Origin of the sequence: Corynebacterium sp. HMSC074A09 (genome assembly GCF_001811545.1) — a bacterium.
GTDB classification, from domain to species: domain Bacteria; phylum Actinomycetota; class Actinomycetes; order Mycobacteriales; family Mycobacteriaceae; genus Corynebacterium; species Corynebacterium hiratae.
Genome location: NZ_KV805154.1, coordinates 27,859 through 48,793, shown reverse-complemented (window position 1 = coordinate 48,793; position 20,935 = coordinate 27,859). Strand labels below are relative to the sequence as shown.

Annotated in this window: 19 protein-coding genes, 2 tRNA genes and 1 pseudogene; 13 read left to right on the top strand and 9 right to left on the bottom strand. The window is 58.3% G+C overall.

Features of this window, described 5'->3' with window-relative positions; all coding sequences use genetic code 11:
* The coding region (locus HMPREF2807_RS13735) for an IS30 family transposase (protein ID WP_118853195.1) at positions 1-388 on the top strand (388 nt) is incomplete at its 5' end.
* 15 nt (positions 389-403) lie between these two features.
* Positions 404-1,510: pseudogene (locus HMPREF2807_RS08915) on the top strand (NupC/NupG family nucleoside CNT transporter); the annotation flags it as partial.
* Positions 1,511-1,562: 52 nt separating this feature from the next.
* Here the strand turns inward: HMPREF2807_RS08915 and HMPREF2807_RS08910 are convergent.
* Positions 1,563-2,498, bottom strand: a complete 936-nt coding sequence (locus HMPREF2807_RS08910) for a sugar-binding transcriptional regulator (RefSeq protein ID WP_049154338.1) — start codon at positions 2,496-2,498, stop codon at positions 1,563-1,565.
* Between the two features lie 90 nt (positions 2,499-2,588).
* Positions 2,589-3,884, bottom strand: coding sequence for an ATP-dependent Clp protease ATP-binding subunit ClpX (gene clpX, locus HMPREF2807_RS08905; protein WP_046648969.1), 1,296 nt, complete (start codon positions 3,882-3,884; stop codon positions 2,589-2,591).
* Between the two features lie 199 nt (positions 3,885-4,083).
* Between clpX and HMPREF2807_RS08900 the strand changes: the two genes are divergently transcribed.
* Together HMPREF2807_RS08900 and fabG are read left to right on the top strand one after the other, a co-directional pair.
* The gene (locus HMPREF2807_RS08900; RefSeq protein ID WP_070512011.1) at positions 4,084-5,388 is read left to right on the top strand and encodes an MFS transporter; all 1,305 of its coding nucleotides are present in this window, start codon (positions 4,084-4,086) and stop codon (positions 5,386-5,388) included.
* A 41-nt stretch (positions 5,389-5,429) separates the two neighbouring features.
* Entirely contained in the window at positions 5,430-6,200 is a 771-nt protein-coding gene (gene fabG, locus HMPREF2807_RS08895; RefSeq protein WP_070512008.1) for a 3-oxoacyl-ACP reductase FabG, read from the top strand.
* A gap of 53 nt (positions 6,201-6,253) precedes the next feature.
* Here the strand turns inward: fabG and HMPREF2807_RS08890 are convergent, their stop codons facing one another.
* Positions 6,254-6,877: an ATP-dependent Clp protease proteolytic subunit gene (locus HMPREF2807_RS08890; RefSeq protein WP_070447792.1), complete on the bottom strand. Its 624-nt coding sequence runs from the start codon at positions 6,875-6,877 to the stop codon at positions 6,254-6,256.
* Between the two features lie 21 nt (positions 6,878-6,898).
* Positions 6,899-7,498 (bottom strand): ATP-dependent Clp protease proteolytic subunit, encoded by a 600-nt coding sequence (locus HMPREF2807_RS08885; protein WP_010190917.1) that lies wholly within the window; start codon positions 7,496-7,498, stop codon positions 6,899-6,901.
* Between the two features lie 138 nt (positions 7,499-7,636).
* On the opposite strand from HMPREF2807_RS08885, the gene HMPREF2807_RS14320 reads away from it, so the two are divergent.
* From HMPREF2807_RS14320 to HMPREF2807_RS08860, 6 genes are all read left to right on the top strand, one after another.
* Positions 7,637-8,317: a metal-dependent transcriptional regulator gene (locus HMPREF2807_RS14320; protein ID WP_070512005.1), complete on the top strand. Its 681-nt coding sequence runs from the start codon at positions 7,637-7,639 to the stop codon at positions 8,315-8,317.
* 115 nt (positions 8,318-8,432) lie between these two features.
* Positions 8,433-8,900: a class Ib ribonucleoside-diphosphate reductase assembly flavoprotein NrdI gene (gene nrdI / locus HMPREF2807_RS08875; protein WP_005324049.1), complete on the top strand. Its 468-nt coding sequence runs from the start codon at positions 8,433-8,435 to the stop codon at positions 8,898-8,900.
* A 50-nt stretch (positions 8,901-8,950) separates the two neighbouring features.
* Positions 8,951-11,146, top strand: coding sequence for a class 1b ribonucleoside-diphosphate reductase subunit alpha (gene nrdE, locus HMPREF2807_RS08870; RefSeq protein WP_070512000.1), 2,196 nt, complete (start codon positions 8,951-8,953; stop codon positions 11,144-11,146).
* Between the two features lie 51 nt (positions 11,147-11,197).
* A complete protein-coding gene (gene nrdF / locus HMPREF2807_RS08865) occupies positions 11,198-12,223 on the top strand; it encodes a class 1b ribonucleoside-diphosphate reductase subunit beta (RefSeq protein WP_083306706.1) in 1,026 nt (341 codons plus the stop codon).
* Positions 12,207-12,479 (top strand): hypothetical protein, encoded by a 273-nt coding sequence (locus HMPREF2807_RS13905; protein WP_034655492.1) that lies wholly within the window; start codon positions 12,207-12,209, stop codon positions 12,477-12,479. The genes nrdF and HMPREF2807_RS13905 overlap by 17 nt, the downstream gene beginning before the upstream one ends.
* 39 nt (positions 12,480-12,518) lie before the next feature.
* On the top strand, positions 12,519-13,100 hold the full coding sequence (locus tag HMPREF2807_RS08860; protein ID WP_049154325.1) for an NADPH-dependent FMN reductase: 582 nt from the start codon (positions 12,519-12,521) through the stop codon (positions 13,098-13,100).
* 172 nt (positions 13,101-13,272) lie between these two features.
* Here HMPREF2807_RS08860 and tig read toward each other — a convergent pair whose 3' ends face one another.
* From tig to HMPREF2807_RS08845, 3 genes are all read right to left on the bottom strand, one after another.
* Positions 13,273-14,631 carry a trigger factor gene (tig, locus tag HMPREF2807_RS08855; RefSeq protein ID WP_070511997.1) on the bottom strand — a complete coding sequence of 453 codons (1,359 nt, stop codon included), beginning with the start codon at positions 14,629-14,631 and terminating at the stop codon, positions 13,273-13,275.
* Positions 14,632-14,704: 73 nt separating this feature from the next.
* Positions 14,705-14,778 (bottom strand) — tRNA-Pro (locus HMPREF2807_RS08850).
* Between the two features lie 138 nt (positions 14,779-14,916).
* Entirely contained in the window at positions 14,917-15,735 is an 819-nt protein-coding gene (locus HMPREF2807_RS08845; RefSeq protein WP_070511994.1) for a hypothetical protein, read from the bottom strand.
* 187 nt (positions 15,736-15,922) lie between these two features.
* Here HMPREF2807_RS08845 and HMPREF2807_RS08840 point away from each other — a divergent pair.
* Together HMPREF2807_RS08840 and HMPREF2807_RS08835 are read left to right on the top strand one after the other, a co-directional pair.
* Positions 15,923-15,997 (top strand) — tRNA-Gly (locus HMPREF2807_RS08840).
* Positions 15,998-16,151: 154 nt separating this feature from the next.
* Positions 16,152-16,979: an aldo/keto reductase gene (locus HMPREF2807_RS08835; protein WP_035117630.1), complete on the top strand. Its 828-nt coding sequence runs from the start codon at positions 16,152-16,154 to the stop codon at positions 16,977-16,979.
* Here the strand turns inward: HMPREF2807_RS08835 and HMPREF2807_RS08830 are convergent.
* The gene (locus HMPREF2807_RS08830; protein WP_046647313.1) at positions 16,976-17,449 is read right to left on the bottom strand and encodes a ribose-5-phosphate isomerase; all 474 of its coding nucleotides are present in this window, start codon (positions 17,447-17,449) and stop codon (positions 16,976-16,978) included. The genes HMPREF2807_RS08835 and HMPREF2807_RS08830 overlap by 4 nt on opposite strands.
* A gap of 37 nt (positions 17,450-17,486) precedes the next feature.
* Positions 17,487-18,101: a mycothiol-dependent nitroreductase Rv2466c family protein gene (locus HMPREF2807_RS08825; protein ID WP_070511991.1), complete on the bottom strand. Its 615-nt coding sequence runs from the start codon at positions 18,099-18,101 to the stop codon at positions 17,487-17,489.
* 99 nt (positions 18,102-18,200) lie between these two features.
* Between HMPREF2807_RS08825 and pepN the strand changes: the two genes are divergently transcribed.
* Entirely contained in the window at positions 18,201-20,741 is a 2,541-nt protein-coding gene (gene pepN, locus HMPREF2807_RS08820) for an aminopeptidase N (RefSeq protein ID WP_070511987.1), read from the top strand.
* The last annotated feature ends 194 nt before the right edge of the window (positions 20,742-20,935 follow it).

Here is a 20,935-nt window from a genome sequence, read left to right as displayed (position 1 = left end):
ACTACGTGTCCACGATTTGCGGGCAACCCCATCCGCCACGACTGTCGATAAGTTAATCGAGATGTTTACCGGCAAAATACACAACATCACTAAAACTCTGACCTGGGGCCAAGGCGTAGAACTAGCCCAAGTAAACAGGCTGAGCATCGCACGTGGACTAGCAGTCTACTTCTGTGATCCACACTCGCCGTGGCAACGTCCTACCAACGAAAACACCAACGGGCTAGTCAGAGACTTCCTGCCCAAAGGAGGCGACGTTAGTACCCGACCGACAAGGACGTCCAACACATTCAAGACCTTCTCAACGGACGCCCTAGAAAAGTCCTCAACTGGTATAAACCAGAAGAGAAGATACAAGAACTATTCAGGTGATGCATCCACCACTTGAAACCGCCTCGCCTTTCAGATTGTCTTCTGCTACCTAGTGCTGGCATGGGAGCCCGGCTTCAAAGCTCTCGAAGCGGTCTCCCACAGCCTAACCACACTCACTGATTTCACGAACGAAGGAACGTCGTTTGTATTCGGTGGCTTGCTTGGGGAAGACTTCATTTTCGCCCTCAATGTTCTTCCGGTTGTCATCTTCTTGGGCGCGATCATTGCTGCGCTCTACTATCTCCGGGTTATCCAGTACTTCGTGGAGTATGTCGGTTCGGGCATTAACTGGCTTATGGGCACATCCAAGGTGGAGTCTGTCTGGGCCACGACAGTTGTTTTCCTCGGCCAGTCGGAGGCCCCTCTCGTCATCAAGCCGTACCTGCCCAAGCTCACTCGTTCGGAGCTCTACACCTGTATGGTCGGCGGCTTCGCCTCGGTCGCCGGCTCCACGCTCATTGGTTATTCCCTATTGGGCGCACCGTTGGAGTATCTTCTGGCCGCATCCTTGATGAACGCTCCAGGTTCCCTTCTTATCGCCAAGGGCCTCATGCCGGAGACCGAGGAATCTAATCTAGATGCCACGGTCAAGGACGTGCGCGATAACGATTCCAAGAACATCATCGATGCCATCAGTAGCGGTGCCATGGCCGGTGGCAAGATTGCCATTTCAGTGGCCTGCCTCCTCATTGCCTTTATCGCTATGATCGCGATGCTCTCCGCCATCCTCGGCGGCGTAGGTTCCATCTTCGGTCAAGACAATTGGTCTCTTGAAGGCCTCTTTGGTCTCCTCTTCGCTCCGGTGGCATGGCTCATCGGTGTTCCGTGGGATGACGTTATGCAGGTTGGCAACTTCATTGGCCAAAAGACAATCCTCAATGAATTCGTTGGTTACACCGCCTTTGGTGAAAGCATCGACCAGCTCAGTGATAAAGCCATCATGCTCTCTTCCTTTGCTCTGGCGGGCTTTGCCAACATCTCCTCCATCGGTATTCAAATTGGAGCGATCGGCGGCCTCGTACCGGAGCGCCGCGGCGAGATTGCGAAACTCGGGCCTAAGGCCCTGTTCGGCGGCTTCTTGACCAACATGCTCAATGCTGCCATTGTGGGCGTCATCGTCGCCCCCATGGTTCTTTAACCCGCACCAAGGAGAGCCTCTCAGCACGAGGGGCTCTTGTGTTTGTTTTCTCCTAAAGCTGAAGCAATCGGTTCGCTGTTTCTTTGTCGATGACGACATGCGTCGCCAACTTCATGCGCAGCGCGGTATCGATGGCCGCCATCTTTTGAAGCCCACCGGCCACCATGAAGCGTTGCGGAATCGCCTTTAGTTCTGAAAGTGAAATGCCGATAGTGCGCGCATCTATAGCTGGCGAAGCCACCTCCCCATCGGCCGTGTAAAAACGCGAGCATGCATCACCAACGGCCTGGCGTTCAAGCACATGGATCTCCTCTTCACTGAGGTATCCAAGGTTCATCAACAGGCTATCGCGTGAGACAGCTCCCACAGTGAAAACCGCAAGATCAGCGTGGCGCCCTGCATTCAAAATTGAAGAAATGTGTCTATCTTTCTCGACGATTTCTTTTGCTTCCGCAGAGTCGAAAATAACCGGCAGAGGCAGACTTAGAGTCTCGGCTCCAAACGCCGCACTAATGCGCTTGAGCGTATCCATGTCATTCGTCACGCGGATAGAGTGCGAATGTCCGCCTTTGAGCTGTACAATCTCGACTCCAGCCACGCTTTTTGGCTGCATATGCCGCGCCACTGCGTGCATGGTATTCCCCCAGGAAATTCCCACGCTCATACCGTCATGGACAAGTTCATGGAGCATCTTGGCCCCGACGCGCCCCAAGCCCTCTGTAAGCGTGTCTTCATCACCACGAGGGCTAAAGACGAGACGAACATCCTCAAGCCCATAACGCTCCATTAGGCGTTGGCCTAGTTCATCGCCGTCCTCACGGGGATCATGGATTTCGACCGTGACGTATCCGCGGGTTTTGGCATGTTGCAAGAGCTTGGCAACGGTTGGCCGGGACAACCCCATCTCAGCGGCCACCTCGCTTTGGCTCAGCCCTCCGCGATAGTAAAGCTTGGCCACCTGCAGTGATTGTTCGTCACGTAGCTCCATGGTCGATTCCTCTCATCCACTCTGGTTTGAGCCGCAAAAATGGCCGAGCGACGCTTTCCAGCACCACCCAGCCATAAATCTACAGCCGGTTTAAGCGGACTCCTTCGCTTCGTCCGAGTAGACGAACTCCGGCTCGCCGCCGTCAGTCACGCAGTCCTTCGTAATGTGGACGCTGGCGATGTCCTCGCGGTCTGGGAGGTCATACATGATGGGCACGAGCAGCTCCTCCATGATGGCGCGCAGGCCGCGGGCACCGGTCTTGCGCTCGAGCGCGAGCTCAGCGATCGCTTCCAGCGCTGCGTCTTCGAAGTGCAGCTCCGCACCATCCATGCTGAACAGGCGCTGGTATTGCTTGACCAGAGAGTTCTTCGGCTCCACGAGCACCTTGACCAGCGATTCGCGGTCCAGGTTATCCACCGTCGCAACCACCGGCAGGCGGCCAATGAACTCCGGGATGAGGCCGAACTTCACTAGGTCCTCCGGACGCACCTGGGAGAAGAAGTCGACTGATTCCTTCTCATCCTTAGTTTCCAGCTTGGCGCCAAAGCCCACGCCCTTCTTGCCCACGCGCTCCGAAATCACCTTGTCCAAGCCCGCAAAAGCACCGGCCACGATGAAGAGGATGTTCGTCGTATCCAGCTGGATGAATTCTTGGTTCGGGTGCTTGCGCCCACCCTGCGGTGGGATAGCTGCCACGGTTCCTTCAAGGATCTTCAGCAGCGCCTGCTGCACGCCCTCACCGGACACATCACGCGTAATCGAGGGGTTCTCCGACTTGCGGGAGATCTTATCCACCTCATCGACGTAGATGATGCCGTGCTGCGCGCGCTCCACGTCAAAGTCCGCTGCCTGCAACAGCTTAAGCAGGATGTTCTCGACGTCCTCGCCCACGTAGCCAGCCTCGGTCAGGCTGGTGGCATCCGCGATGGCGAAGGGGACGTCCAACAAACGCGCCAAGGTCTGCGCCAGGTAGGTCTTACCGGAGCCCGTCGGGCCCAGCATCAGGATGTTGGACTTAGAAATCTCAACTTCTTCATCCTGCGCCTTCTTCCGGCGGCCCTCCAGGCCCGCGGCCTCCTCAGCCTTGATGCGCTTGTAGTGGTTGTACACAGCCACCGACAACACGCGCTTGGCCTGGTCCTGGCCAATGACGTACTTATCCAGAAAAGCCGAAATCTCCGAAGGACGCGGAAGGCGCATCTCCTTCTCTTCGTCCGCCTCGGCCTGAGCCGCGCCGAGCTCCTCCTCGATGATTTCGTTGCAAAGCTCGATGCACTCGTCACAGATGTAGACGCCGCCGCCGGCGATAAGCTTCTTCACCTGCTTCTGGCTCTTTCCACAGAAGGAACACTTGAGCAGGTCAGCGCTTTCTTGCATACGTGCCATGAAGGCCTTTCAACTCTTTTCTCTGGGGTTATGGTGGGGCGATTTTACCGCAGTTTGTTCCACTCTAGTAAACCACTCAGACTCGAGCGCTATTCCTCACTCAGCGGCGCGCCCTTGAATTTAAAACGGCAGTTAGTGGACATAGACAGAGCGGTTCACTAACTTACATCGAAACCGCTCTATCAGCAGAAAGATTTTCATGGACATCCGCGAACTCATCGACCGCTCCCCCATGGGCGCACGCCAATGGCTCATCATCGCCATTGCCCTCTTCCTCAATGCCCTCGACGGCTACGACATGGTGGCCATGGCCTTCGGCGCAGGCACCGTCAGCGAAGAGTTCGCGCTGTCCGATTCTTCCCTTGGCTGGCTCCTGTCCTCCGCTCTCATCGGTATCGGCCTTGGCTCGCTCTTTCTCGCCCCGTTGGCTGACCGCCTTGGGCGCACCACCCTCATTACGGTCTCGCTCGTCATTGACCTCGTCGGCCTCGTGCTCACCGCCCTCGCGCCTACATTTAGCCTGCTGTTGCTGTGCCGCCTCATCACCGGCATCGGAGTCGGCGGCGTGCTTGTCTGCGTCACCGTCCTCGTCAGCGAGTATTCCAACCTGCGCTTCCGCGGCCTGGCCGTCGCCATCTACGCCTCCGGCTATGGCCTCGGTGCCTCCTTCTGCGGCGTTGTCGCCTCTTCCTTCGATAGCTGGCAGCCCATCTTCTGGGTCGGGGCAGCACTGACCGTCGCCGCTCTTCTCCTCACCGTTGCTTTTGTCCCCGAGTCCGCCGACTTCCTGGCCGCGCGCGGCCGCATGGATTCTGTCCGTACCATCGCTGCCAAACTCGGCCTCACGGGAGAGGTCAGCGTCCGCCCCCGCACCGCCCACAAGGCCTCCTACAAGGACCTCGTCTCGCCGCAATTCCTGCGCACCTCCATCAAGCTGTGGCTGGCCTTTAGCTTCATCATGTTTGCTTACAACTTCACCTCGCAGTGGACCCCGAAGCTTCTCACCGCTGAGGGTCTTACCGCCCAGCAGGGCATCATCGGCGGCATCATGCTCTCCTTCGGCGGTGCTATCGGCGCCATCCTCTTTGGCCTGTTCACCACGCGCATCGACGCCCGCCCCCTGCTCATCGTCTTCTGCCTTATCTCCTCCGTCGTCCTCGTCGGCTTCATTAACTCCACCGCCGTGCCTTCCCTCATGTTTGCCCTCGGCGTTGGCGTAGGTCTTACCCTCAACGCCTGCATCTCCGGCCTTTACACTGTCACCCCGGAGGCTTACCCTTCGGCACTGCGCACCACGGGTACGGGCGCTGCCATCGGCATCGCTCGCGTGGGCGCTACCCTCGCCCCCATCCTGGCGGGCTACCTCCTCGAAAGCGGCTGGACCCCCACCGGCCTGTACACCCTTGCTGGTGTCACCGCAGTACTTGCAGCAGTCTCCCTCATCGGTGTGCGCGCCTACACGGCAACCACCAAGCAGACAGCACCCCAGCCTGTGGCGGCCTAGGCTGGAGGGCGCACACAGACCCAACCGCTGAGGAGCACCACATGTTTGATCTTCAGGACCACGTCGCCATCGTCACCGGCGCCGCCGCCGGAATCGGCCGCGGCATCGTCAGCGCTCTGCGCGAAGCAGGTGCCACGGTCGTCATCGCCGACCTCAACCTCGAGGCCGCCCAGAAGGCCGCCGAGGAACTCGGGGCGGACGCCCTGCTTGTCGACGTCACCTCGCGCGACTCCGTCCGCAACCTTTATGGGGACGTCGTCAAGCGCTATGGCCGCATCGATATCGTCTGCTCCAACGCCGGTGTCTTCCCCAACTGCTCGCTCGAGGACATGACCGATGAGCAGTGGGACACCATGTTCGCCATCAACACGCACGGCACCTTCACCGTAGTGCAGGAGGCGCTGCCCCACATGAAGAAGGCGGGCTACGGGCGCATCGTCATCACGACGTCTATTACCGGCTCGCACACCGGCTACCCAGGCTGGGCGCACTACGGCGCTTCGAAGGCCGCGCAGCAAGGTTTCATGCGCTCCGCAGCGCTGGAAGTTGCCCGCGATGGCATCACCATCAATGGTGTGCTCCCCGGAAATATCCTCACCGAGGGCTTGGAGGGTCAAGGTCAGGAGTACCTCGACCAGATGGCGCGCTCCATCCCCATGCACCGCCTGGGTTCCCCGCGCGATATCGGCAACGCCGCCGCCTTCTTGGCTTCCCGCGAGGCGGGCTACATTACCGGGCAGACCCTCATCATTGACGGTGGCCAGATCCTTCCCGAGTCCCCCGAGGCTATCCTGCCGCCCTACGAGGCTTAAGCACGAACGAAGCCCCGCTATCTACTAGACAGCGGGGCTTTAGTCTTGCTCACTTAGGCGTTGAGCTTGCGGTAATCAAAGACGGTATCGATGAGACCGTACTCGACAGCTTCCTGCGCGGTGAGGATCTTGTCGCGGTCGGTATCGATGCGCACCTGCTCGGCGGTGCGGCCGGTGTGCTCAGCCAGGGTCTCCTCCATGAGGCGGCGCATGCGCTCGATCTCGTTGGCCTCGATCTCAAGGTCCGACACCTGGCCCTGCGTGCCCTGCGTACGCGGCTGGTGAATCAGCACACGAGAGTTCGGCAGAGCGGCGCGCTTGCCCGGAGCACCGGCTGCCAGCAGCACGGCGGCAGCGGAAGCAGCCTGGCCCAGGCAGACGGTCTGCACGTCAGGACGCACGTAGCGCATGGTGTCGTAGATGGCCATCAGCGCGGTGAAGGAGCCACCCGGGGAGTTGATGTACATCGTGATGTCGCGGTCCGGATCCTGGGATTCCAGGACCAGCAGCTGCGCCATGATGTCGTTAGCAGAGGTGTCATCGACTTGGGTGCCCAGGAAGATGATGCGCTCTTCAAAAAGCTTGGAATACGGGTTGGTGGTCTTCGATCCCTGTGCGTTCTGCTCAATGAACTCCGGCAGAACGTAGCGGGAAGAAGGCATCTGAAGGTTAGACATAGTGATAAAGCTCCTTGTTCCCTAGTTGGTGATAGGACCGTTGACGGACTCGATGACGTGGTCGACGATGCCGTATTCTTTGGCCTGCTGGGCGGTAAACCAGCGGTCGCGGTCCGAATCCTTAGTAATTTGCTCGAAGGTCTGGCCCGTGTGCTCAGCGATGAGCTCCGCCATCTCACGCTTGGTCTGCGCGAACTGCTCCGCCTGGATGGCAATGTCTGCAGCAGTACCGCCAACACCGGCAGAAGGCTGGTGCATCATAATGCGGGCGTGCGGCAGCGCGTAGCGCTTGCCCTTGGTGCCGCCTGACAGCAGGAACTGGCCCATCGAGGCAGCCAGGCCCATGCCATAGGTAGCCACGTCGCACGGCGAGTACTTCATCGTGTCGTAGATGGCCATGCCCGCGGTGACCGAGCCACCCGGGGAATTGATGTAAAGCGAAATATCGCGCGTGGGGTCCTCTGCGGACAGCAGGAGGATCTGGGCGCACAGTTTGTTGGCAATCTCATCATCCACCTGGGTTCCCAGGAAGATAATGCGCTCGCGCAGCAGGCGCTCATACACGCTATCGCTCAGATTCATACCCGTAGACGACGAGTTCATTGAAATCTTCTCAGACATTAATAGTTCTCCTTCAAGTGAAGAATGCTTTAACTGGCCCCACCTTACCGGCATTCCTCTCAAACTTGGCCTCTGTTCGCTATGAGCGTTGGGGCGCAGCACCAAAGGCGCATACGGAAGCTGGGTTAACATTTGCTCATGTCTGTTTCCGAGCTATCCACCAGTACCCAGAACTATTTGAAAGCAATCTGGGGGCTAAAGGAATGGTCGTCCGAGCCCGTTACCGCCACACTTATAGCGAAACAGTTGGGACTCAAGCTCTCCTCGGTTTCCGATGCAGTGCGCAAAATGTCGAAGCAAGGGCTCGTGTCACACACGCCCTATGGCTCTGTGGAGTTAACCGAACTTGGCAGGCAGTACGCATTGGTCATGGTGCGCCGCCACCGATTGCTCGAGTCTTTTTTGGTTCAAGCATTGGACTACACGTGGGACGAAGTCCATAATGAAGCCGAAAATCTCGAACACGCGGTGTCCGACATGCTCATAGAACGTGTGGATAAGTTCCTTGATTACCCCACTAGGGATCCGCACGGCGATCCTATCCCTACGGTTGATGGACAGATCACAATCCCCAGTGCACACCGTCTCACCGACAGCGGTGCACAACCGCAAGTGACCGTGGAACGCATTTCTGATTCCGACCCAGAACTGCTGAAATTCCTTGAAGAGCGCGGCATTGTCACTGGGGCTGTTCTTAGCACGCGCGAGGGAGCGCCCTTTTCAGACTCTCTCGAAATACAGGTGGCCGGCAGCACTCAGTGGGTAGTGCTTGGACGCCCAGCTACCGACGCAGTGTTTGTAGCACACCACAGCCGTTAGACCTTCCCCTTTGCATTAATCCTACTCTCACCTGCCCTTTTCAAAACTACGTTGGGCCGTAGTTGCAACTACGCCATTGCGTAGTTAGTCTTTTCGAATATCACCTATCCCACTTATGGCTAAGGCCAGGATGAGCAGGATTGCTATGTCAGACTCACCAGATTTGGTGTATTTTTCTAGCGTTTCAGAAAACACAAAAAGATTCGTCGAACGCTTAGATAGACCCGCGGTGCGCATTCCGCTGCGCCCCAAGAAAACCGGGATGATCCAGGTTTCACACCCGTACGTACTCATCGTTCCCACCTACGGCGGAGGCTCGCTCAAACGCGCAGTCCCCAAACAGGTCATCGACTTCCTCAATGACCCAATCAACCGCTCCTTTATCCGGGGCGTTATTACCTCAGGGAATACCAACTTCGGAAGTGCTTACTGCGTCGCCGGACGCATCATTTCCGCCAAGTGCCACGTACCGGAGCTGTATCACTTCGAGCTTCTCGGCACCCAGAAGGACATTGCCGCCGTAAAGCAGGGCCTTCAAAAATTTTGGGAGCAGCAAAAGCAGCTAACGATGACACCCCATTAATCCCCCACAAGATGAAGAACACATCCGCATCACACAGATTGGACAACACAATGCGGCCTCTTGATGCCACCCCCACACAGACTATTGGCGCTACGCCCCGCACTGCTTCAGCAGACAATGCCGGCGGTGTCGGCAAGCGCAAAAGCTACCACGCACTCAACGCGCAGCTGAACTTGTTCGACGCTTTTGGAAAAATCCAGTTTGACAAGGACATTCAGGCAGCACAAGACTATGTCACACACCATGTCGCTCCCCGCATGCATCAGTTCGATTCCACCAAGCAACGCTTGGAATGGTTGGTTGATAACGAGTACTACGAGCGGGATTTCCTTGAGCTTTATGATGACGCCTTTCTGTGCGCCATGTACGACAGAGCACACCAAGCTAAACACCAGTTCCGCACCTTCCTCGGCGCATTTAAGTTCTTTACTTCATATGCACTGAAAACCTTTGATGGCTCGCGATTTCTGGAAGGCTACGAAGAACGCGTCGCCACCACAGCTTTGTACCTTGCACAGGGCGATGAAGAGCTTGCGGGGAAGCTGGTGGATGACATCATGACCGGACGCTTCCAGCCCGCCACCCCTACTTTTCTCAACGCAGGAAAAGCCCAGCGTGGCGAAATGGTCTCCTGCTTCCTCCTTCGCATCGAAGACAATTTGGAAAGCATTGGCCGCAGCGTGAACTCTGCACTGCAGCTTTCAAAACGCGGCGGTGGTGTGGCCTTGTTACTGAGCAATCTGCGCGAATCCGGAGCCCCAATCAAAAAGATTGAGAACCAAGCTTCCGGCGTAGTCCCAGTCATGAAAATTCTGGAAGATAGCTTCAGCTATGCCAACCAATTGGGCGCTCGACAGGGCGCTGGAGCCGTCTACCTACATGCGCACCATCCAGATATTCTTCGTTTCCTGGATACCAAGCGGGAAAATGCCGATGAGAAAGTCCGCATTAAGACTCTTTCGCTGGGAGTTGTTATTCCAGATATAACCTTCCAGCTGGCCAAAGAGAACAAGGATATGCATCTTTTTAGCCCGTATGACATCGCTCGCGAGTACGGCGTAGCCATGTCTGACATGTCTATCACCGAGTATTACGACGAGCTGGTTTCCAATCCGCGAATTTCTCACACGACCATTAAGGCCCGCGAGTTTTTCACCACGCTGGCTGAGCTTCAGTTTGAATCCGGATACCCCTACATACTCTTTGAGGATACGGTCAACCGCGCTAATCCCCTCAAAGGACATATCAATATGTCCAACCTGTGTAGTGAAATCCTCCAGGTCAACACGCCATCCACCTACGGAGCTTCGGGTGACTACACCACCGTCGGCCAGGATATTTCCTGCAATCTAGGTTCGCTCAACATTGCGAAGGCTTTTGAATCACCGGACTTTGGGGAGACCGTCGAAACCGCAGTACGTGCCCTCACGAAGGTTTCAGACCTGACGAATATCGAAGCTGTTCCTTCCATCGCTCACGGAAATGCCTCCATGCATGCCATTGGTCTGGGCCAAATGAATCTCCACGGTTTCCTGGCTTCCAAGCGTATTCCTTATGGCTGCGCCGAGGCACTGGACTTTACAAATATTTATTTCCTCACGGTGACCTACCATGCGCTCCGCGCATCCCATGCACTCGCGGTTGAAAAAGGTCAACGATTCACAGGCTTCGAAGAATCCACCTATGCCACTGGCGCCTACTTTGACAAATACATCGACCAAGACTGGGCGCCAGCCACTGAACACGTAAAACAGCTCTTCCACGAAGCAGGCGTACAGATCCCCCAACGCGAGGATTGGCTACGGCTCAAGAATCAAGTGATGCAAGACGGCATCTACAACGCCTACTTGCAGGCAGTTCCACCCACTGGATCAATTTCCTACATCAATGACTCCACCGCGTCCATCCACCCTATTGCCTCCAAGATTGAAATACGCAAGGAAGGCCGCTTGGGGCGCGTGTACTACCCCGCACCGGAAATGACCAACGACAACCTGGAGTATTTCGATGACTCCTACGCCGTGGGATACGAAAAAATCATCGACACCTACGCCATGGCCACCCAACACGTGGACCAAGGGCTTTCCCTGACCTTGTTCTTCACCGCTGATACCACCACGCGGGACATCAACAAGGCACAGATCTATGCCTGGAAAGCCGGAATCAAGACCCTCTACTACATCCGTTTACGCCAATCCGCGCTCCAAGGAACCGAGGTCGAAGGCTGCGTCTCCTGTGCTTTGTAGAAGCACGGTCCTCCCCTTGTCCACAACCATCCACTCAGAAAGAAAGAAGCTATGTCTTCAACATCGAACAGTGCTGAACTAACCAGCATTTCAGTTACACCGCCGAGCTACCGGCATGATCCTTCAGCCCGCATCCGCGCCATCAATTGGAACCGGGTGAGCGATGACAAGGATCTTGAAGTGTGGAACCGTCTCACCGCTAACTTTTGGTTGCCAGAGAAGGTCCCGCTTTCTAATGATCTCCCGGCATGGCAGAGGATGACACCCGAGGAACGCAACCTCACCATGCGGGTGTTCACGGGACTCACCACCCTGGATACTGTCCAGGCCACCGTGGGTGAAATCTGTCAGATTCAAGATGCCCGCACCGAACACGAGGAGGCCGTGTATACCAACATCGCCTTCATGCAGTCAGTCCATGCCCGTTCTTACTCTTCAGTGTTTTCTACCCTGAGCAGTACAAAGGAAATTGATGAAGCATACCGCTGGGCGGTGAATAATGACCTTCTCCAGGCACGCGCCAAGAAAGTGCTCGCGCACTATTTTGGGCCGGATCCACTGAAACGCAAGGTGTCATCGACGCTGCTTTCCTCGCTGCTTCTCTACGCGGGTTTCTATCTTCCCTTGCACTTTTCTGTCCACGCCACCCTGACAAATACGGCAGACATGATTCGCCTCATTCTGCGTGACAAGGCAGTGCACGGCTACTACTCGGGTTACAAGTATCAGCGCGGTCTGGAATCCACGACCCCGCTACGGCAGAAGGAAATGCATGATTTCACCTTTTCTTTGCTCGAAGAACTTTATGCACTAGAGCTGGACTATTCCGGCGAGCTATATGAGCCTTTGGGACTCATGGATGATGTAGCCGTGTTCGTTCGCTATAACGCCAATAAGGCACTCATGAATTTGGGCTACCCGGATTATTTCCCGCCCGAAGAAACGGAAGTGAACCCAGAAATCCTCGCCGCCCTAGCCCCCGGAGCAGATGAGAACCATGACTTCTTCTCTGGATCTGGTTCCTCCTATGTCATTGGTACTGCTGAAGAAACGAGTGATGATGACTGGGATTTCTAAACCTTTTCCGCGACCGGACCAAGGAAGCTGGCTTGAGACCATCGCGCTGTTTGAAGCCATCCGCGAAGGAAACCAACCCGCAGCCATGCGGCTGTTGAATACATCCGCCGCACGAGAGGCCGTCCTCGGGGGTCTTCTAGGGCTCATCGAACTGTACTTCCGCCATGAAGAAGGAGACAAAGTAGATGGCTTCCTCACCGCCGCCCACGCTGCCGGCCCACCACCGGCCTTTGGCTGCAAGCCTTTTCTCCCTTGACCACGTCTCCCTACACCCAACTAAGAAAGAAGGTTTACCATGACCACCCCACGTATCAGCGTTATCGTCGGCAGCCTGCGCCGAGAGTCATTTGCACGCAAGATTGCACACGAGGTGCTCACGATGATCCCTGAAGACTACGAGGCAAACATCGTGGAAATCCGTGACTTGCCGCTCTATGACTTCGACTACGATGACCCCGCCGTCACGGACAAGCCCACTCCGGCTGAGTACACCACCTTTCGCGAGACCATCAAGAACTCGAGCGGGATCCTCTTCATTACGCCAGAGAACAACCGCACTATCCCTGCCTGCCTCAAGAACGCAGTGGACATCGGCTCTAAGCCCAACTCAGATGTGGCGTGGAAGAACCTTCCCGCAGGTATCATTAGCCACTCTGTAGGCCGCATGGGCGGCTACAGTTCACAGAAGAACCTTCGCCTCGCCCTGTCCTACTTCGATATGCCGCTCCCTGGTCAGCCCGAAGTATTTCTGGGCCAATCCCCCACCCTTTTCGAAGAGTCCGGACATCTCAATCAACGTACCGCAGACTTTGTCAAGGATTACGTCATGCGCTTCCTGCAGCTAACCGACGAGGCCGGTAGAGCCACGAACGGCTAGCGATATCCCTAGCCAACACCCATCACGCCCTCTACGAAGTACTCAAAGACTCCTAGAGGGCGTTCACAATGACAAAACCCCGGATTCAGGCTCATCCTTGAGTTACCTGAATCCGGGGTTTCATGCGCGCTCGCCACCACACATGTGGCAGCAGCGCGTTACAAGCGGGAGATTACTTCTCCTCGGAAGCTTCAGCAGCGTCCTCTTCTTCGATCTCACCGAAGTACTGGTCAACGTCAACCTTGTTGCCGGCCTCGTCGGTAACCTCGGCGCGGCAGATAGCCGTTGCCAGGGCCTTGCCGCGGCGAACGTCAGAGAACAGGTTGCCCAGCTGGTTGCTGGACTGCAGCTGCTGGATGAACTGGTTCGGGTCCATGCCGTAAGACTGCGCGGTGAACAGGATGTGGTCGGTCAGCTCCTGCTGGGACACCTCCGGCTCCTCGATCTCAGCCAGGGCGTCGAGGAAGAGCTGGGTGCGAACGGATTCCTCAGCGGACTTGCGAGCATCAGCGTCGAACTCCTCGCGGGTCGTGCCCTGTGCCTCAAGCAGCTGGGCCAGAGCCTTCTCGTCGTGAGCCAGCTGACCCATGACCTGGTGCAGCTGAGCGTGAACCTGCTCATCAACGATGGAGGACGGCAGCTCAAAGGAAACCTCTGCCAGAGCGGCCTTCAGGACCTCATCGCGGATGGCGGCAGCCTGCTCGGACTTCTTGGACTCTTCGACGCGGGTCTTAGTGTCCTCACGCAGCTCGTCGATGGTGTCAAACTCGGAGGCCATCTGTGCGAACTCGTCGTCGAGATCCGGCAGCTTGCGCTCCTTGGTCTGCTGGACGTGGACCTTCACGGTGGCCTCGTCGCCCTCGTGCTCACCGGACTGGATGGTGGTGGTGAACTCGTTGTCCTCATCGGTCTTCATGCCGCGCAGTGCGGTGTCGAGGCCCTTAATCAGGTTGTCGTCACCGATGCGATAGGTCATCCCCTCGTGGGAAGCCTCCTCCAGCTTGGTGCCATCAACCTCGGTAGTGATGTCGATGACAGCGAAATCACCGGTCTTCATCTTGCGCTTGGTGTCCTTGAGCTCACCGAAGCGGGAAGCCAGGTCCTCGAGGGCCTTGTCGACGTCTTCATCGCCGATCTCGAGCGCCGGCACCTTGACGGAAATCTTGGAGAAGTCCGGCACCTCGAACTCGGGGCGGATATCTACCTCAGCGGTGAACTCGACAAAGTCGTTGTCCTCCAGCTTGGCAATGTCGATCTCCGGCTGACCAATGACCTTGAGATCGTTTTCGGTAACAGCCTGCTCGTAGCGGGACGGCAGCATGTCGTTGACGACCTGCTCGAGGATGGGGCCACGACCAAAGCGGGCGTCGATAAGCTGGCGCGGAGCCTTGCCCTTACGGAAGCCCGGGATGGAAACCTGCTGCGCGATCGCCGCGTAGGCCTGATCGATTTCCTTGTCCAGCTCAGCGAACGGAACGTTGACGGTGAGCTTGACGCGGGTATCGCTCAGCTTGTCTACGGTGGTCTTCACGAGAAACTCTCCTGATTGTGATCGTTTAAAGATGTAATTAAGGGGCCTGGATGTACGTCCAGGCCCCCATACGTCGGGGCGACAGGATTTGAACCTGCGACCCCCTGCTCCCAAAGCAGGTGCGCTACCAAGCTGCGCCACGCCCCGTATGGAAAGCCTCTACGCCCGGAAGTTCCGCACGCAGCTGCGCTTCATACTGGGGCTAGTGTACCGATAGGCGCTTAGCTATCCCAACACCGGCCCCAATTTAACTTCATTCGTGCATGTCAGAGGCGCTTTTATTCTTTAGAAGTCGAAGTCAAAATCAAACATTCCACCATCGCCTCCGTCACCGCCAAAGAGGCCATCGAAGAAGCCGCCATCGTCGCCTCCTCCGACATCGCCAGCGCCCATATCACCGGCTCCGTCCATGGCACCGCCGTCCATGCCTTCAGCGCCGCCGAGGTCTCCACCCCAGTCGCCGCTTTCAGCCGCCGCGGCGGAGTAGCCCACTCCCGCCATGCCGGCAAACATCGCGTTAAACATCATGGAGTAGCCCACCATCCACACGCCGGTGGTCAGCGCATCGGCCCACCACGGGCGGGAATACCAACCGGCCGGGACCGGGCGTCCAGCCACGACACCGCCCGGGTAGTAGTTGGGGGTTTCTGCAGATGCGCTTGGCGACGCCGTCAGCGTCTCCCCGTTGGCCTCCACCGTGCGGGTCTCCGTCACCTTGCCGGCCTGGCGCTGACCTTCCAGCGGCGGCAGCTCAGGACCCGGGTCCATGCCCATAATCTCGCGGGCGGCCGCAACATAGTAAAGACCCTCCAGCGCAGATTCGCGCGCTAGGTGCGCTTGCTTGACCGTCGTGGCCTGGGAAATCGCGGAGTTGGCGGCGGTAAAACGCTCGGATGCATCCGCCATGGCCTGCTGGGAGGCGGTGTCCGTTCCGCTTAAGTTCATGACCTGGCCACCAAGGCGCTCGGTCCAGCGGCGCGCATCCGCCATCGCATCATCGAAGCGCTGGGATTCCCGCAGCTCCTGCTGCTTTTTCCCGCTTCTCGAGGAGAGGAACCATGCGCCGCCGCCGACAATGAGGACAAGGAGCAATAACGAGCTCACGAAAGCACCACTTTCATCTAAGAGTCGAATTGTGCGTAGTTATGATTGTGTACCTATCCAAAATAACGATCTTTGCCCTCTTCTAGTTCCCATTTTCGTTTCAGCACCCACGTGCGCTAAAGTAGTTCGCACGCCGATTCAACGGCTTTCAAAGTCGAAGCTTTGAAAGTTTGAGATCGTCGGTTGTGGGAATGTCGTATAGTGGCTAATACCTCAGCCTTCCAAGCTGAAGACGCGGGTTCGATTCCCGTCATTCCCTCCACGAAAAGCTGCATTGACCACCTATTTTAGGTAGCCGGTGCGGCTTCAGTCGTTTTTCACATTCGTTAGCGCCCATGGCTTGTTTTGCCGCCGCATCATGCCTGGCCATGCATCTTTTCTGTCAGAATGCGCCGCCCCTACGTAGAGTGGGCCGCATGACTGTACCCAATATTGAACTCAACGACGGCAACACCATCCCCCAGCTCGGCTACGGCGTCTTCAAAGTAGACCCCGACAAGACCGAGGAACTGGTCCTCGAAGCCCTCAAGGTGGGCTACCGCCACATCGATACCGCTGCCATCTACGGCAACGAGGAAGGTGTGGGCCGCGCGATTGCCAAGTCCGGCATCCCGCGCGAGGAGCTGTTCATCACCACGAAGCTGTGGAACGACCGCCAGACTGATGCGGCCGCAGCTCTCGACGAGTCCTTGGAGAAGCTAGGTCTCGATTACGTGGACCTCTACCTCATCCACTGGCCCTGCCCAGATAACGGCCACTACGTCGAGGCATGGAAGCAGCTCATTGAACTAAAGAAGGCCGGCAAGGCCAAGTCCATCGGTGTTTCCAACTTCGAACTCGAGCACCTGGACCAGCTGGAAACCCAGACTGATGAAACCCCCGTGGTCAACCAGGTGGAGCTGCATCCCTACCTGCAGCGCTGGCGTGAGCTCGATGCCTTCCGCGCCCACCAGGTGCACATCGAAGCCTGGGGCCCATTGGGCCAGGGCAAGACGGATCTCTTCGAGCAGCCGGAAATCACCGAGCCTGCCGAGAAATACGGCGTTTCCCCCGCTCAGGTGATTATCCGCTGGCACCTGCAAAATGGCGTCATCGTGTTCCCGAAGTCCGAAAACCCGGAGCGCATCGCGCAGAACTTCGATGTATTCGGCTTCGAACTCGATGAATCCGAGATGGCTGCGATTACTGATCTTGACCTCGGGGAAGAGGGCCGCGGCGGCACTCACCCCAAGGACATGAACTAGGCCTCCGGAAGCTCCGGCGGAATGTTGGTGCGCTCGTACTCAGCAAGAATGTCGATGCGGCGCTGGTGGCGCTCAGCACGGGACCATTCCTGATCCAGGAAGGCATCCACGATCGCGAGTGCCTCCTCCTCGGAGTGCATGCGGCCACCGATACCGATGAGCTGGGCGTTGTTGTGCTCGCGGGCCAGGCGTGCGGTCTCCGGGGACCACGCCAGGGCGCAGCGCGCGCCCTTCACCTTATTCGCGGCGATCTGCTCGCCGTTGCCGGAACCGCCCAGTACGATGCCGAGCGAGCCCGGATCGTTGACGGTTCGCAGCGCGGCCTCAATGCAAAATGCCGGGTAGTCATCCTCGGCGTCGTACTCGTGGGCACCGCAGTCAATGACGTCGTGGCCCTGCTTCTTCAGGTGCTCGGCGATGATGTTTTTCATCTCGAACCCTGCGTGGTCTGCTCCTAAATAAACGCGCATGGCCCACATCCTACCGGCCTGTGGGCCATCCCACGCACTAAACCTGCGGGGATTCGGTGCGGGAGCGCTTGAGTTCGAAGAAGTACGGGAACTTGGCGAGGCGCACGGAGGCGTCGAAAAGCTCGCCGGCTTCCTCGCCGGTGGGAACGCGGGTAATGACCGGGCCGAAGAAAGCGGTATCGCCGAACTTCACCACCGGGGTGCCGACCTCATCGCCAACCTCAGAGATGCCGCGGTTGTGGAACTCGGTGAGCTTCTCATCCATCTCTTCGGTGTTGGCCACGGAGGCGAAGGTGGAGGGGAGGGAGACGTCGTCAAGCGCCTGCTTGATGATGTCGTCGTAGGCGCCGTAACCCTTCTTGCCGCCCTGGCCCTCCGTGTGGATGCGGGTGCCCATGGCGGTGTAGAAGGCGTCGACCTTGTCCGGGGCCTCCACGGCAATCTTGGCTGCTACGCGGGCAGGGCCCCAGTTGGCCTCCATCATCTTCATGTACTCCGGGTCCAAGTCGCGGCCCTTGTTGAGCACCGAGAGGGACATCGGCTGGAAGGTCACCTCGATATCGCGGACCTTCTCCACCTCTTTAATCCAGCGCGAGGTCAGCCATGCGAAGGGGCAGGAGCAGTCGAACCAGAAGGTTACTTGTTGGGCCACAGTAAATCTCCTTTGCTTGTGTAGTCTGTGGCACCCCACCCTAGGCGTGTGACTACGCTGGTGCAGAGACTTAATCACCGACGAAGAGGAGTAACCTACATGACCTCGATTAACCTCACCCGCGAGGAAGCCCAGCAGCGCTCCGGCATGCTGGAGGTAAGCCACTACGACGTCGCCCTCGACCTCACTGGGGAAGAGTTTTTCACCTCCACCACGGTGGTGAAGTTCCGAGTTAAGAAGGCCGGTTCTACGTTTATTGACTTGCGCGGTGACGAGCTTCTCGAGGTCCGCCTAAACGGCGCTCCCCTGCCCACCAGTGCTTATGACCCGACGTACGGGATCCCGCTGTCGGGTTTGCAGGTGGCGGAGTATGAGCTGAAGGTCGTGGCGAAGATTCGATACTCCCGCACGGGCGAGGGCCTGCACCGCTTCGTCGACCCGGTCGACGGCGAGGCTTACCTCTACACCCAGTTCGAGACTGCCGACGCCAAGCGCGTCTTCGCCTGCTTTGACCAGCCGGATCTGAAGGCTACGTACTCGCTGGCTCTTGAGGTTCCGGAGCACTGGACAGTGATTACGAACTCCCCCATCACGCGTTCAGGCAACACCGTGCGCGCGGCGGTGGATTACCCGCTGTCGACGTACCTGATTGCTCTGTGTGCGGGCCCGTATGTGGGCGTGACGGATACGTGGACGGGCACGCTGGCGGAGCACCCGGAGGGCTCGCCTGCTAAAACCGTTGAGGTGCCGTTGGGTATTTATTGCCGCCCCTCGCTGCTGGATTCGCTCGACGCCGAGCGCCTGTTCACGGAGACCAAGCAGGGTTTTGATTTCTACCACCGCAACTTCGGCTTTGCCTACCCCTTTGGCAAGTACGACCAGATTTTCGTTCCGGAGTTCAACGCCGGCGCAATGGAGAACGCCGGCTGCGTGACCATCCGCGACGAGTATGTTTTTACGTCGCAAGCCTCGCACTACAAGTACGAGCGCCGCGCGGACACCATTCTGCACGAGCTGGCGCACATGTGGTTCGGTGACCTCGTGACCATGCAGTGGTGGGATGACCTGTGGCTCAACGAGTCCTTCGCCACCTGGTCGGCGGCGATTTCCCAGGCGGAGGAGACCCAGTACGACACCGCGTGGGTGACCTTTGCCAACGTGGAGAAGGCGTGGGCCTACCAGCAGGACCAGCTGCCCACGACGCACCCGATTTCCACGGATGCCTCCGATATTGAGACTGTGGAGCAGAACTTCGACGGCATCACCTACGCCAAGGGGGCGTCGGTGCTGAAGCAGTTGCAGGCGTACGTGGGCCGCGAGAATTTCTTCGCTGGCGTGCGCCGCCACTTCCAGGAGCACCAGTGGGCCAACGCTACTTTCGGGGATTTGCTGCGCCACCTCGAGGAGGCCTCGGGGCGCGACCTGTCCTTCTGGGCACAGCAGTGGCTGAAGACCACGGGAGTGAACACTCTGGGTGTGGCGTTGGAGACGGACGAGTCCGGCACCATCACACAGGCCTATCTCACCCAACGTGGCGATACTCTGCGCACCCACCGCGTCGCCGTCGGCGTCTACGCCCTGCAAGGAGAGAAGGTGGTGCGCACCGAGCGCATCGAGATGGATATCGATGGCGCCTTTACCGAGATTCCGGAACTCATTGGCCGCAAGCAGGCGGACATCGACTTTGTGCTGCCTAACGACGATGACCTGACCTACTGCCTCATCGAGCTGGACGCCGGTTCCCTGCAGTTCCTGCAGGAGAATATCGACAAGTTCGAAGACCCCATGGCCCGCACTCTGTGCTGGTCCACCGCGTGGGAGATGACCCGCGCAGGCTCGATGCGCGCCCGCGATTTCGTCGCACTCGTGGCCCGCGGTGCGGCGGCGGAGACCGAGCTCGCCGTGCTGGAGCGCATCCTCTCCCAGGCCGCTATGGCCCAGTCCACTTACGCCGACCCGGAGTGGGCAAAGGAGGATACGCAGCTTGCCGACGCCCTCCTTGACGGCGCCCGCTCCGATGACACCGCGCGCTCCATCGTCTTCACCCAGGCGCTGGCCGGCATCAAGCTTCACGACGCCTCCCGCACCTTCTTCCAGGAGCTCCTTCAGACTTCCTCGGATGCGGGCCTACGCTGGAAGGCGCTCACTGCGCTCATCGCCGATGGCTCGCTTGCCGACGTCACCGGCCCCGAAGCCGCCGGCGCCGCCATGACGGCGGTGGCTGAGGAACTCAACCGCGATAACACCGCGACGGGTTACCAGGCCTCGCTTAAGGCGTTGGCCGCCGTAAACACCGAGGACAACAAGCGCGCGGTGTGGGACGAGATTGTCGCCGGTGAGCTGGGCAACCGCGACTTGGAGTCGAAGCTGGCGGGCCTGACGTTCGTAGGCGCCGACGAGCTCCTGCCGAGTGCAGAGTTCTTCGACGTGGCGGAAAAGATCTGGTCCGCGCAGTCCAACGAGATTGCCTTGACCACGGTGACCGGGTTGTTCCCGCGCTGGGATGTCAGCCAGGAGACCCTCGACCGCGCCGATGAGTTTCTCTCCCGCGATCTGGCCGGTGGCCTGCGCCGCGCCGTGACCGAGCAGCGTGACCGCCTCGCCCGCGCCCTGCGCAACCGCGCCGTCGACCGCGGTTAGCACACGCATCTAGCCCCTCCCCTGAGGGGCTTTTCTCATGCCAGTTCCGAGCCCGTGTTTGGCGCTTATCCCGACCTGTGATCCACAATCTCCCCACTACACGTGACGCATCCCTTCTAAGCAGGGATTTTGTTCCTCCGGTTGCGAGGCTGCGGGTGCTGCTTTAATCTTCGTGCCCATGGGGGATATCGAAA